The 13796-nt window shown below is 69.2% G+C and carries 9 protein-coding genes; all 9 read left to right on the forward strand.

Annotated features, from left to right (window positions below; translation table 11 throughout):
* Positions 1–348 precede the first annotated feature (348 nt).
* The 9 genes from BKN51_RS37475 (at position 349) to BKN51_RS37510 (ending at position 13794) form a co-directional block, all read left to right on the forward strand.
* Entirely contained in the window at positions 349–1665 is a 1317-nt protein-coding gene (locus tag BKN51_RS37475; protein ID WP_101613690.1) for a nucleotide sugar dehydrogenase, read from the forward strand.
* Positions 1646–2833 (forward strand): glycosyltransferase family 4 protein, encoded by a 1188-nt coding sequence (locus BKN51_RS37480; protein ID WP_101612081.1) that lies wholly within the window; start codon positions 1646–1648, stop codon positions 2831–2833. The genes BKN51_RS37475 and BKN51_RS37480 overlap by 20 nt, the downstream gene beginning before the upstream one ends.
* A 151-nt stretch (positions 2834–2984) precedes the next feature.
* A complete protein-coding gene (locus BKN51_RS37485) occupies positions 2985–4265 on the forward strand; it encodes an exopolysaccharide biosynthesis protein (protein ID WP_101613692.1) in 1281 nt (426 codons plus the stop codon).
* Positions 4262–6028 carry a Wzz/FepE/Etk N-terminal domain-containing protein gene (locus BKN51_RS37490; protein ID WP_101612082.1) on the forward strand — a complete coding sequence of 589 codons (1767 nt, stop codon included), beginning with the start codon at positions 4262–4264 and terminating at the stop codon, positions 6026–6028. The genes BKN51_RS37485 and BKN51_RS37490 overlap by 4 nt, the downstream gene beginning before the upstream one ends.
* A 13-nt stretch (positions 6029–6041) precedes the next feature.
* Positions 6042–7958 carry an asparagine synthase (glutamine-hydrolyzing) gene (gene asnB, locus BKN51_RS37495; protein ID WP_101612083.1) on the forward strand — a complete coding sequence of 639 codons (1917 nt, stop codon included), beginning with the start codon at positions 6042–6044 and terminating at the stop codon, positions 7956–7958.
* Between the two features lie 7 nt (positions 7959–7965).
* Positions 7966–10170, forward strand: a complete 2205-nt coding sequence (locus BKN51_RS37500) for a bi-domain-containing oxidoreductase (protein ID WP_101612084.1) — start codon at positions 7966–7968, stop codon at positions 10168–10170.
* Entirely contained in the window at positions 10167–10322 is a 156-nt protein-coding gene (locus BKN51_RS43395) for a hypothetical protein (protein ID WP_158255750.1), read from the forward strand. The genes BKN51_RS37500 and BKN51_RS43395 overlap by 4 nt, the downstream gene beginning before the upstream one ends.
* Positions 10322–12268 carry a heparinase II/III family protein gene (locus BKN51_RS37505; RefSeq protein WP_101612085.1) on the forward strand — a complete coding sequence of 649 codons (1947 nt, stop codon included), beginning with the start codon at positions 10322–10324 and terminating at the stop codon, positions 12266–12268. Before BKN51_RS43395 ends, BKN51_RS37505 begins: the two co-directional genes overlap by 1 nt.
* Positions 12265–13794 carry a right-handed parallel beta-helix repeat-containing protein gene (locus tag BKN51_RS37510; protein WP_101612086.1) on the forward strand — a complete coding sequence of 510 codons (1530 nt, stop codon included), beginning with the start codon at positions 12265–12267 and terminating at the stop codon, positions 13792–13794. The genes BKN51_RS37505 and BKN51_RS37510 overlap by 4 nt, the downstream gene beginning before the upstream one ends.
* The last annotated feature ends 2 nt before the right edge of the window (positions 13795–13796 follow it).

Consider the following 13796-nt stretch of genomic DNA (forward strand, 5'->3'; position numbering starts at 1 on the left):
GGTCGGGTGGGTCGTGAGTGGCGATCGGATCAGAGCCGGGAATGTCTTGGGCACCTACTGGATTCCGGGTGCGAGTGAAAGCCGCAGGCTGTGTCGCGAAAGCCACTTTCGGGACATCAGACGTCGCGAAAGTGGCTTTCGCGACACCCGAGTCGTCAACCCGGCCGCCGCCGCCAATCGAGACGAAACCCTTACGCCCGTCCTGTAGCGTTTCCGGGTCTTCGAACGATGAGTAATTCCCTTGCCGCACAGGCATTCCGCCAAAAGCAGGCGACTTGCGGACGGCGGTAACGAACCCGGTCCTCCAGCCGACCAACGGGCAGCGGAATGCGGCTGGAGGAATTCGTCATGAAGATCAGTGTCTTCGGGCTCGGTTACGTCGGTTGTGTGTCGGCGGCGTGCCTGGCGGGGCGTGGGCACGAGGTCGTCGGGGTCGACGTGAACCCGGTGAAGATCGACCTCATTTCCAGCGGCAAGGCGCCGGTGGTCGAGGAGCGCATCGGCGAGCTGACCGCGGAGGTCGTCGCCAGCGGCGCGCTGAGAGCGACCACCGACGTCAGACAGGCGATCGCGGACAGCGAAGTCTCCCTGATCTGCGTCGGTACCCCGTCGGCGCCGAACGGCAGCCTGTCGACGGCGTTCCTGGAGCGCGTGGCCGAGGAGATCGGCGAGGCGCTCAAGGCCAAGACCGAGCGCCACACCGTCGTCTTCCGCAGCACCATGCTGCCGGGCACCTGCCTCGACCTGCTGGTCCCCATCCTCGAGAAGTCGTCCGGCCTCACCGCCGGCGTCGACTTCGGGGTCGCGGTGAACCCCGAGTTCCTGCGCGAGGGCAGCAGCGTCAAGGACTTCTACGACCCGCCCAAGACCGTCATCGGCCAGCTCGACGCGGCCAGCGGCGACGTCGTCGCGGCGCTCTACGAGGGGCTTCCCGGCGAGGTCTTCCGCGTCGCGATCCCGGTCGCCGAGATGACGAAGTACGCCGACAACTCCTTCCACGGGCTCAAGATCGGCTTCGCGAACGAGCTCGGCGCCATCTGCCGCGCCTTGGGGCTCGACTCGCACCAGGTGATCGACGTCTTCCTCGCCGATCGCAAGCTCAACATCAGCCCCGCCTACCTCCGCCCCGGGTTCGCCTTCGGCGGCTCGTGCCTCCCCAAGGATCTGCGCGGCCTGGTCTACGCCGCGCACCGCGCGGACGTCGCGGTCCCGATCCTGTCGCACGTGCTGCCCTCCAACGACGAACACCTTCAGCGCGCCTTCGACCTGGTCGTGCGCACCGGGAAACGCAAGGTCGGGCTGTTCGGCCTGTCCTTCAAACCCGGCACCGACGACCTTCGCGAGAGCCCGCTCGTCGAGCTCGCGGAGCGCCTGCTCGGCAAGGGGTACGACCTCCGCATCTACGACGCCAACGTCAGCCTTTCGCGGCTGATGGGCGCGAACCGCGAGTACATCGAGGGCAGGCTGCCGCATCTCGGTCAGCTGCTGGCCGGCTCCATCGACGAGGTCCTCGACCACGCCGAGGTCTCCCTCATCGGCTGCAACGACCCGGACGTCCTCGCGGCGCATCCGGTCGGCGGCGGCCACACCATCATCGATCTCGTCCGCGTACCCGATGCTGACAAGCGCCGGGCTGAAGAGGGATATGTCGGTCTTGCCTGGTAAAGCTCTCATCCTCGTCGAGAACCTTTCCGTCCCCTTCGATCGCCGTGTCTGGCAGGAGTGCCAAACGCTCCGTGACGCCGGCTGGGAAGTCCACGTCATCTGTCCACAAGGGACGAAGCGGGACACCGAGGCCGAAGTCACCATCGACGGCGTCCACATCCTGCGATACCCGCTGAAGGCCGCCACCGGCGGTCCGGCCGGGTATGTCCAGGAGTACGGCTCCGCGCTGTGGCACACGCTCCGCCTCGCCCGCAAGGTCGGCCGGGTGGACGTCGTGCACGCGTGCAACCCGCCGGACATGCTGTTCCTGGTCGCGCTCTACCTCAAACGCCAGGGCGCGAAGTTCATCTTCGACCAGCACGACCTCTGCCCCGAGCTGTACCTCTCGCGGTTCAACCGCGGCGAGGACTTCCTCTACCGCGCGGTCTGCGCGCTGGAGCGCCGCACCTACAAGACGGCGAACGTCGTCATCGCGACCAACGAGAGCTACAAGGACGTCGCGGTGAAGCGCGGCGGCAAGTCGCCGGACGACGTCTTCGTCGTGCGCAGCGCGCCCGTGGTCGAGCGGTTCCACATGGTCCCGGCCGAGCCCGAGCTGAAGAAGGGCAAGCCGCACCTGCTGGCGTACCTCGGCGTGATGGGCCCGCAGGACGGCGTCGACTACGCACTGCGCGCGCTCGCGTCCCTGCGTGACGAGGTCGGACGCACCGACTGGCACGCCGTGTTCATCGGTTCCGGCGACGCCTTCGACGCCATGATCGCGCTGTCCAAGGAACTGAAGCTCGACGACCAGGTCGAGTTCACCGGCCGGATCTCCGACGAGGACCTGCTGCGCTACCTGTCCTCGGCCGACGTGTGCCTGTCGCCGGACCCCCTGAACCCGCTCAACGACGTGTCGACCATGAACAAGATCATGGAGTACATGGCGATGAGCCGCCCGATCGTCTCCTTCGAACTGCGGGAGGCCCGGGTCTCGGCCGGAGAGGCCGCGCTGTACGCACCGGCGAACGACGAGCCGGAGTTCGCGAAGTTGATCGCGCATCTGCTCGACTCGCCGGAACAGCGGGCCGAGATGGGTGAGCTGGGGCGGGCGCGCGTCGCCGGTCCGCTCTCTTGGGAGAACTCCCAGAAAGCCCTGCTCGCGGCCTACGCGGCCGCGATCCGTTGATCGACTTCCCGGTCGCGTTTTGAACAAGACTCGGGCAATCCTGTAACCAACGCCGTGGTCGGTCCGACGGGGTTGGTGATACGCCATCTGCGGCGGTGCCAGGCACCGATGGGAGATCCCGGCTTTGACTGACGACACGGTGCGCCTGTCCATGATCGGACAGGTTCTGCGAGGGCGGTGGCGGACCCTGGTGGTCCTCGCCGTCCTCGGTGCCCTGGTCGGGGCGGGATCGTCGGTGATCCTTTCCCCCGGCTACCGCACCACGTCCAGCGTGCTGCTCCAGGGCCCGCGCGAGGCGGACGAACTGCTCACCCAGGCCGAGGTGGCGACCAGTTCGGTCGTGCTCGACCGGGCCGCCGCCGTCCTCGGTGACGGCGAGACCGGCGCCGATCTGCGGGACAAGGTGGCCACTTCGGTCGCACAGGGCAATGTCATCACCATCGAGGCCACCGGTGACACCGCCGAACAGACGCAGCGGATGGCCGATCAGCTCGCGAGTGAGTTCGTGAAGTACTCCACCCAGATCATCGCCGGTTCCGGCGACGCCGCGGTCCAGCTGGCGCAGGAACGCCGCGAGACGCTGCGGCAGCAGGTCGCGCAGACGAACCAGCGGATCAGCGAGCTCTCCGCGAAGGTCAACGAAGGCAAGACGACGGTGGAGAGCGTCCAGCTCCGCACCGAACTGCAAGGCCTGCGCTCGTCGATCGAGTCGGCGATGTCCAGCCTGAACGCGGCCGACACCGCGAGCGGCCTCGGCAACATGGTCGTCCTGGGTTCGGCCGAGTTGCCGTCCGCTGCCGCGGCGCCGACCTTGCCGCAGCTCGCCCTCGGCGGCGCGGCGCTGTTCTTCCTGATCGGCCTGTTCGGGCACCTCTTCACCGCCCGCACCGACCGGCGGCTGCGGGACGAGGAGGAGATCGCCGCGGCGCTCGGCGGCCCGGTGCTGGCCACCTTCGACGTCGTGGACGAGCGGCCCGCCGCGACCACCCTGCGGGCCAAGCTCCTCGGCGACGACAGGCCATGGAACACCCCGCGGGTCGACGTCTTCGCCGACGAGGTCGACAACGACGTCCACTACCGACGCTTGGTCTCGCGGCTCCCGCACCGGCGGCTGCTCGTGCTGACCGCCGACGGTGACCACGCCGGGCAGGCGGCCGCCGAGCGGATCGCCGGTCTCGCCGACCGCTGGTTCACCGTGGTGACGGTGTCCCCGAACCGGCCCGTCATCGAAGACACCGACGCCGAAGGGGTCCTCGTCGTGTCGAGCCTCGGCTCCCGGTCCGACTGGGAGCTGATCGGGATCGCCGAAGCCGTCGCCGACGCCGGTCTGGCCGTCGTCGGTGCCGTGCTGACCCGCCCGGTCCGGCCGACCCGCACCCGCTCCGGCGCACCCACCCCCACCGACCACGAAGCACTGGCAGGTACAGCGTGACCAGCGCCGAAAAAGCGAAGTCCGAGCCGCTCATCGACCTGCAGCGGCTGGTCGTCTCGGTCCGCAGACGCCGCCGCCTGTGGCTGGCCACCGCCCTGCTGGGGCTGATCGCCGGCGGGCTGGTCGCGATGTTCCTGCCGTCGCCGCCCACCGCGGTGGCGCAGATCCTGGTGATCCACCCCGACGACTCGCCGACCGACAGCGGAACGCTGATGCGGACCGACGTCGCCGTGCTCCAGACGACGAAGATCGCCAACGAGGCGCTCAAGAAGCTGAACAGCACTCAGGCGCCGGAGGAGTTCCTCAAGGACTACGAAGGGCTGGGGCTGACGAACAACGTCCTCCAGCTGACGGTCAAGGGGAAGAGCAAGGACGAGGCCCTCGCCAGGGCCCAGGCGATCTCCGACGCCTTCATCACCGAGTACATCGCCCGCAACCAAGCGGCCGCGGCGGCGACTCAGAAAGCCTTGCTGGATCAGCGTAACCAGGCCCAGAACGAGCTCACGACGATCGAAAGCGGGATCGTCACCGAAGAGGCCAAGGGCCGCAACGCCAACCCGGCCCAGCTGGAGCGGTTCTACTCGCGCCGGGCCGAGCTGAACTCGAAGATCTCCGACTACGACGGCCGCGCGCAGGAGGCGGGCATCGGCACGCCGAAGGTCGCCGCCGGGACGCAGATCGTGGACGCGCCGCGGATCCTGCCGCGTTCGCTGCTCAAGACCCTCGCCACCGACGCCGGGATCGGCCTCGCGCTGGGACTGCTGGCCGGGCTGGCGCTCGCGGCCGTCACCAGCGTGGTGAAGGACCGGCCGGTGCTGCGCCGCGAGATCTCGCGGCACCTCGGCGCCTCGGTCATCGCGCAGCTGCCGAAACCGCCGCGGTTCCTGCGGGCCTCGCGCGCGGCCGCCCGGCGCAAGCGGGTCGCGGCGACGCTGGTCCGGGCCGTCCGCAAGGAGGGCGGTTCGGTGTCGGTGCTCGATCTCGGCGCCCGCACGGTCACCGCCGCGCTCGCCGTCGACATGGCACGCGAGCTGGCGGAGAAGGGGCCGGTCTCGCTCGTCGACGACCTGCCGAAGGCGAACCTCCGCGAGCTGGCGGGTGACGGCCCGATCCAGGTGCTCGACCGCGGCGACGCGCCGTCGGCCGGTAAGGAACGCCGGATCGGCGTCGGCTCGATCGAGCCCGGCACGGCGTGGACGGACCTGGAATTCCTCGGCGAGGAGGCGATCCTCGTCGTCCGCACCGGGCACGCGAACACCGAATGGCTGCACACCGTCGCGCGCCAGCTGGCCGACCGGCGCATCCCGATCCTCGGTGTCGTGGTGGTGGATCCCGATCCGCGCGACCACACCGACGGAACGTTGTGGGACGGCCTGCACACCGCGTTGCGCGGACGCGGCAGTGCGCTGCCGGAGCCGCTGCCCGTGCCCGCGCGGCCGGTGGCGCGCGCCCGCCCGGTCGTGCCGGAACGCATGCCGATGCCCGAGCGCAAGGTCGTGCCCGAGCGGGTCGCCAGGCCCGCGCCGAAACCGGTCGAGATGTTCCCCGACGAGGACGCCCCCGTGCGGCGGCTCTCGAGGGTCGCGCCGGTCGAGACGGACGCCGAACGCACCGTCGAGCGGGTCCTGGAGCCGCCACGGGAGAAGAAGAGCGCGCGACGAAGGCCTCCGACGCCGTACAAGCGGCCCGAAGACCACGACAACGCGGATCAGCCGACCAAACGATTCTCGCCCGTTTCACCGGATAACGCCGAAGCGCTATAGGGAGCGAAAGCAGATGTGCGGCATCGCAGGGGCCTATTTCTGGCCGGACGGGGGACCGCTCACCGATCGGCTCACCAAGATCATCGCCCATCGCGGACCGGACGGTTCGGGGCGATACGACCACCGCGCCGGTGAGGGGGATGTCCACTTAGGACACCGGCGGCTGTCGATCGTCGACCTGACCGACACCGGCGCGCAGCCGATGGTCAAGGACGGTCTCGCGCTGACCTACAACGGCGAGCTGTACAACTCGCCGGAGCTGCGCAAGGAGCTCGAAGCCACCGGCGTGCGGTTCCGGGGGACGTCCGACACCGAGGTCCTGCTGGAAGCCTGGCGCGCGTGGGGCACCGACGGCCTGCACCGGCTGCGTGGCATGTTCGCGTTCGGTGTCTTCGACGAGCGCACCGGCGCCTTGACCCTGGTGCGAGACCAGCTCGGCATCAAACCGCTGTTCCTGGTCCGCCGCGGCAAGGGCGTCGCGTTCGCCTCCGAGCTGAAGGCCTTGGCCTCCGAACTCGGCGGCTCGCTGACCGTCGACGACACCGCGCTCGTCGCTTCCCTGCTCTATTACTGGGTTCCGGACGGCCGGTGCGCGTTCAGCGAGGCCGAGAAGCTGCCGCCGGGCAGCTGGGCGCGCTTCCGGCCGAACGGTGACGTCGAACGCGGCACCTTCTGGTCGCTGCGCCAGGTCGCCGAGGAAGGCGCCGCCTTCGAGGGTGAATTCGACCTCAACGCCGTCATCGAGGACTCCACGCGCAAGCACCTGATGGCCGACGTGCCGGTGGCGACGTTCCTCTCCGGTGGCCTCGACTCCAGCTACCTGACCGCGATCGCCGCGCGCGAACAGCCGGGGATCTCCGCGTACACCATCGGTTTCCGGGCCGAGGACGCGAAGTTCGAGGCGATGCCGGACGACCTCATGTACGCGAAGAAGGTCGCCGCGAAGTTCGGCGTCGACCTGCACGAGATCGAGATCGCGCCGCAGGTCCTCGACCTGCTGCCGCGGATGACCTACCACCTCGACGAGCCGATCGGCGATCCGGCGGCGATCAACAGCTACCTGATCTGCACCGCCGCCCGCGAGGCGGGTGTCAAGGTGATGCTTTCGGGGATGGGCGCCGACGAGCTGTTCGCCGGGTACCGCAAGCATCTCGCGAACAAGATCGCCGTGCAGTATCAGCGGGTCCCCGGACTCGTCCGCCGCCCGGTCGAGTCCCTTGTGGACAGACTACCGGTGGCGACGTCGAAGCGCGGGTTCCGTTCGGTCCGGTTCGCCAAGCGGTTCCTCTCGTTCGCGGAACTGCCGGAGGAGACCGCGTTCCGGCGCAGCTACACGATGTACGACCAGGCCGAGCTCGCCGGGCTGCTGAACCCGGATCTCGCCGGCGCCGTCGACGACGTGATCACCGAGCACGCGGACACCTATCACGACAACACGTTGACCGACTTCGTGAACCGCATGTGCCTCGCCGACTCCCGGCTCTTCCTGCCGGGACTGAACCTCGCCTACACCGACCGGTCCAGCATGGCGGCCTCCACCGAGGTGCGGACGCCGTTCGTCGACATCGAGGTCGTGAAGGCCGCGTTCCGGATCCCCGGCGACAAGAAGATCGTGAAGCGCCAAGGGAAGATGGCGCTCAAGGAAGCGGCGCTGTCGATCCTCCCCGCCGAGATCGTGCACCGGCCGAAGGGCCTGTTCAGCGCACCGCTGCGGGCTTGGATGAGCCGCGACCTCGCGCCGTTGGTGCGCGAGGTGACGAACGAAGGTGAATTGGTGAAGGCCGGGTTCCTCCGTCGTGAGGCCCTGCAACGGCTCGTCGACGAAGACGCGTCCGGGCAGCAGGACCGGTCCAAGCATCTCTGGCACATCTTGACCCTCGAGTACTGGTATCGCGGCGCCGTCGAGGCCCGCGCGAACTCCGCCTCCTAGGAGCGACGTGAAGCAGGTAGTGCAGAACTACAAGAGCGGGGAGCTGGCGCTCCTCGACGTCGAAGTCCCCGCGTGCAAACCGGGGGGTGTGCTGGTCCGCACCGCCTATTCGCTGATCTCCACCGGCACCGAGATGATGAAGGTGTCCGAGGCGAGCCTTTCCCTGGTTGGCAAGGCGAAGGCGCGGCCGGACCAGGTCGCGAAGGTGATGCAGAGCGTCGCGACCAACGGGCTCGGCGCCACCTACCGCAAGGCGATGAACAAACTCGACTCGTACACGCCACTGGGCTACTCGCTGTGCGGGGTGGTCGAGGAGGTCGGCGCGGGCATCCACGACGTCGCCGTCGGGGACTACGTGGCGTGCGCCGGGAACGAGCACGCGCTGCACGCGGAACTGAACTGGGTACCCAAGAACCTGTACTCCAAGGTGCCCGACGGCGTCGACCCTCGGCACGCCGCCTTCGGCACCGTCGGTTCGATCGCGATGCAGGGTGTCCGCCAGGGCGAGCCGCAGATCGGCGACATCGCGCTGGTCATCGGGCTCGGCCTGATCGGCCAGCTGGTCGTGCAGTTGCTGGTCGCCTCCGGGGTCCGCGTCGTCGGTGTCGACCCGGACCCGTCGCGCTGCGCGCTCGCCGAACAGCTCGGCGCGCTCAAATGCGGTGACCCGGGCTCCGGCGTCATCGACACGGCGGTCGCGGAGATCAGCTCCGGGCACGGCGTCGATCAGGTGTACCTCGCCGCGGGCGGCAGCACGAACGAGCCGGTGGAGCTGGCCGCGAAGCTGGCCCGCGACCGCGGCCGGGTGATCGACATCGGCAAGTGCTCGCTGAACCTGCCGTGGAACGCCTACTACGAAAAGGAACTCGACGTCCGGTTCTCCCGTTCGTACGGCCCCGGCCGCTACGACCCGGAGTACGAACTGGAAGGCCGCGACTACCCGATCGGCCAGGTCCGCTGGACCGAGCGCCGCAACCTCGAATGCGTCGTCGACCTGATGGGCAGCGGCCGTCTCGACGTCGAGCCGCTGATCTCGCACATGTCGGACTTCGCCGACGCCGTCGAGACGTACCGGAAGCTGAACGAGGGCGAGCTCAAGGCCGTCGCGGTGCTGTTCGAGTACGAGAAGCGGGCCGCCACCACTACCGAGCACGTCACCTCGGTTTCCGTGCCCAAGCCGTCGACGGTGCGCGCGGCGCCGAAGGCCGGTGGAGTGCGGATCGGGTTCATCGGCGCGGGCAACTACGCGTCCTCGATGCTCCTGCCGCATCTGGCGGAGATGGAGCACGTCCACCTCACCGAGGTCGTCACCACCTCCGCGCTCTCGGGCGCGAACGCCAAGCGCAAGTTCGGGTTCGCCCGTGCCACCACCGATCTCGACACGATGCTCGAAGACTCCGCGATCGACGCGGTGTTCATCGTGACCCGGCACAGCTCGCACGCCGAGCTGACCAGGCGGGCGCTGCTCGCGGGCAAGGCCGTCTTCGTCGAGAAGCCGCTCGCGCTCTCGGAGAAGGAACTCGAGGTCGTGCTCGGCGCGATCGAGGAGTCCGGCAACGACCGGCTGCAGGTCGGCTTCAACCGCCGGTTCGCCCCGCTGCTGAACGAGTCGGTGCTCCACTTCGGCCCGCGGATCGGCCCGGCCTCCGTGCGGTACCTGGTCAACGCCGGTCAGCTCGACGCCGGCAGCTGGTACAACCAGGCCGACAGCGAGGGCTCGCGGTTCGCGGGCGAGGGCGGTCACTTCATCGACACGGTCAGCTGGCTGCTCGGGTCCGACCCGGTCTCGGTGTACGCCACCGCGACGCCCGGCCACCAGGACCTGCAGATCCTGCTGCGCTACCCGGACGGCTCGACCGCGTCGATCGCGTACACCACCAGCGGTTCGTCGGCGTTCCCCAAGGAGACGATCGACGTCACCGCCGACGGCAAGGTGCTGAAGTTCGACGACTTCGCGCGCGCGTCGGTGTTCGGCCGCAAGAAGTGGGCCAGCTCCCGTATCCCCAAGGGGCGCGACAAGGGGCAGGCCGCCGAGCTCGAAGCGTTCGTCAACGCGCTCAAGACCGGGGTCGCGATGCCGGTTTCGGTCGACTCGCTCGTCTCGACGACGCTGGCCACGCTCGCGGTCAACCGCAGCCTCGAAACCGGTGCTCCGGTGCGGATCAACGCCACTGAGCTTGGTGGCGGAGCTGACCGGACGGCGCGGAAATGACCAGACGCGTGAACCCGCCCGGCCGTAGGCCCCGCTATCGCGGTGGCAGGGCGCCTTCTGCACTCAACGCGACGTCGTGGACCGACCAGCGCCCTGCCGACGTCGATCGCGGTCGCGGGTTCACCGAAGACAACAAGGAGGGGCTGGGCTGATGGATCCGTCCTGGTACCTGCGAAGACTGTCGCGGATGGGGCCCGCCGAGATCGCGGGCCGGGTCACCGACGTCGTGCGCAAACGCCAGTGGCGCGGGGTCGCCGGGGACAAGGCGGCCTGGCTGCCGGACCGCCGGTTCGCGCCGGTGCCCGGTGACGAGGTCCTCGCCGCCGTCTCCGGTGAAGCGGTGAAGGATCTGCTCGTCACCGCCGACCGCCTGATGGACGGCCGCGCCGAGTACTTCGGCGTCGAACGGGAAGACCTCGTCGACCCGGATTGGTCGTTCGACCCGAAGACCGGCCGACGCGCGCCGTCCGATGTGTACTCCTTCGACATCCCTTATCGGAGCGAGGACGCCGTCGGCGACATCAAGCAGATCTGGGAGCCGTCGCGGCACCAGCACCTCACCGTGCTGGCCGCCGCGTACGCGCTGACCGGCGAAGACCGGTACGCCGAGCGGGTCGCCGCGCACCTGAAGTCGTGGTGGGCGGCCAACCCGCCGATGCGCGGGGTGCACTGGCTCAGCGGGATCGAGCTCGGCATCCGGCTGTTGTCGTGGGTGTGGGTCCGGCGGCTGCTCGACGGCTGGGCGCCCGCCCCGGCGCTGTTCGAGGACAACCCGGTGGCGCTCGACCAGATCTGGCACCACCAGCGCTGGCTGGCCGCGTTCCCGAGCCGGGGTTCGTCGGCGAACAACCACGTGATCGCCGAGGACGCCGGGCAGCTCGCCGCCGCCTGCGCGTTCGCCTGGTTCCCCGAGTCCGGCCAGTGGCGGGACGGCGCGCTGGCGTCGTTGGACAAGATGCTGCGGCACAACACCTTCGACTCCGGACTCAACCGCGAACTCGCCACCGAGTACCACGGACTCGTGCTGGAACTGGGGCTCGCCGGGGCGCTGGAGGCGAAGGCCGCCGGTGTCGTGGTGCCCGAGTCGACCTGGCTCGTGCTGCTCCGGATGACCGACGCGCTGGCGTCCATTGTGGACAATCGACTGCGCCCGCCCCGGCAGGGTGACGCCGACGACGGCTTCGGTCTCATCGTGGACGGCGACGAGACGAGCCGCTGGGCGTCGCTACTCAATACCGGCGCTGTCCTTTTCGGACGGTCGGACTGGTGGCCGGAAGTGCGCGGCGGAGATGTCCGCACACCGCTCTTCGCCGCACTGGCCAAGGACATCCAGGTCGCCGCCCCGCGTCCGGCCCGGCGACGGGACGACTTCACCGACGCCGGGATGACCATCCTGCGCGACGGCGAGATCTGGGCCCGGTGCGACGGGGGCCCGCACGGCTTCCTGTCCATCGCCGCCCACGCGCACGCGGACGCGCTCTCGGTGGAGGTCCGGCACGACGGCGTCGACATCCTCGCCGACCCGGGGACCTACTGCTACCACGGCGAACCGAAGTGGCGGTCGTACTTCCGGTCCACGGCCGGGCACAACACGCTCGAACTCTCCCGCGCCGACCAGTCCGTCTCCGGCGGTCCTTTCCTGTGGACGAAACACGCGGTCACCACCGTGATCGCGGCCGGGACCCCGTCGCGCTGGAGCGCCGAACACGACGGCTACGCCCCGGCGGTCCACCGCCGGTCGGTGGAACTGGAAGACTCGGTGCTGCGCGTTCTCGACGAGGTCCGCGGTGGCGAGGCACAGCACTGCCGTCTCGCGTTCCACTTCGGCCCGGCCGTCGAGGTCACGCTTTCCGGCGAGACGGCGGCGCTGTCGTGGACGGTCGACGGCCGAAGCCGGAAGGCGTCGCTCGCGCTGCCGCCGGAACTGCAGTGGTCGGCGCACCGCGGCGAAACCACTCCGCCGATGGGCTGGTACTCGGCGGGGTTCGGCCGTCGCGAACCCTCGTGGACCTTGCTCGGCAGCGGGCTCGCCGCCGACGGCGCCGCGTTCACCACGGCGCTCACCTTCGATTCAGGTAACGAGGATCCCCCATTGTGATCGCACGACCGCACCGCCTCCGCCGGGCGGCACTTCTGGTGCTGCTCGGCCCGCTGGCGCTCACCGCCTGCACCACCCCGGCCGACCAGGCCGGACCGGGACCGGATCCGGCCGAGGCGCCGTCCGGTTCGGTCGCGCAGGTGTGCGACAAGCTCCCGGCGGGACCGGCGGAAGCGCCGGCGGGGGCGGTGAAGATCGACCCCGCGGTGCCGGGCGACCTCGCCGCGAAGACCCGGTCGAATCCGGCCGGGACGACGTTCTGGCTGGCATCGGGGACGCACAAACTCGGCGACGACCGCTACGACCAGGTCAACCCGAAGCAGGGGAACGTCTACCTCGGCGGGCCGAAAGCGGTCCTGGACGGCCGGAAGATCAACCAGTACGCCTTCTCCGGCAACGCCACCGACGTCAAGATCCAGTACCTGACCGTGCAGGGCTTCGCCGCGCCGCACGACGAGGGCGTGGTCAACCACGATTCGGCCGACGGCTGGATCATCGAGCACAGCGCCGTCCAGGACAACGACGGCGCGGCGCTGATGGCGGGCGCGCGGCAGCAGGTCCGGGGGAACTGCCTGCGGCGCAACGGGCAGTACGGGATGAACGCGTACGCGCAGAGCAACGGGATCACCGGTCTCGTCGTCGAGGGCAACGAGATCACCGGGAACAACACCGGCGACTGGGAAGCCAAGATCGACGGCTGCGGCTGCACCGGCGGGATCAAGTTCTGGTCGGTCAACGGCGCGGACATCACCGGCAACTGGGTGCACGACAACCGCGGCGTCGGGCTGTGGGCCGACACGAACAACAACGACTTCCGCATCGCGGGCAACGTCATCGAGAACAACGACGGTTCCGCGCTGATGTACGAGACCAGCTACAACGCCGTCATCACCGGCAACACCATCCGCCGGAACAACTGGGTGGACGGCAAGGGCTACATCGACCGCGGCGACAGCTTCCCGGTGGCGTCGATCTACATCTCCGAGTCCGGCGGCGAGCCGAGGGTGAAGGCACGCACGGACAAACTGGAGATCTCCGGCAACTCGTTCGAGAACAACTGGAACGGCGTCACCCTGTGGGAGAACTCCGACCGGTTCTGCAACAGCCCGGCCAACACCTCGTCCGGCTCCTGCACGCGACTGGTGCCCGAGCAGGGCAAATGCGCGCAGCCCGCGATCGCGGCCGGCGCGCTGAACGCCGACTGCCGGTGGAAGACCCAGCGCGTCGAGATCCACCACAACCGGTTCGCGCTCGATCCGGCCGTCGCCAACTGCGAAGAGAGCTGCGCGCGGATGGCGATGCTCGCGAACTTCGGCACGTTCCCGGAGTGGTCGCCGTACAAGGGCGAGGTCGTCCAGCGGGCGATCACCTTCGACCAGGGCAACCGGCTCTACGACAACACCTACTCCGGGCCGTGGAACTTCGTGGCCTTCGAGCCGAGCCGCGTGCTGGGCTTCGGTGAATGGCAGGGTTCGCCGTACCGTCAGGACCAGGGCAGCAAATTCACCCGCGCGGGAGGTGGCTGATC

This window comes from Amycolatopsis sp. BJA-103, from assembly GCF_002849735.1.
Taxonomy (GTDB): domain Bacteria; phylum Actinomycetota; class Actinomycetes; order Mycobacteriales; family Pseudonocardiaceae; genus Amycolatopsis.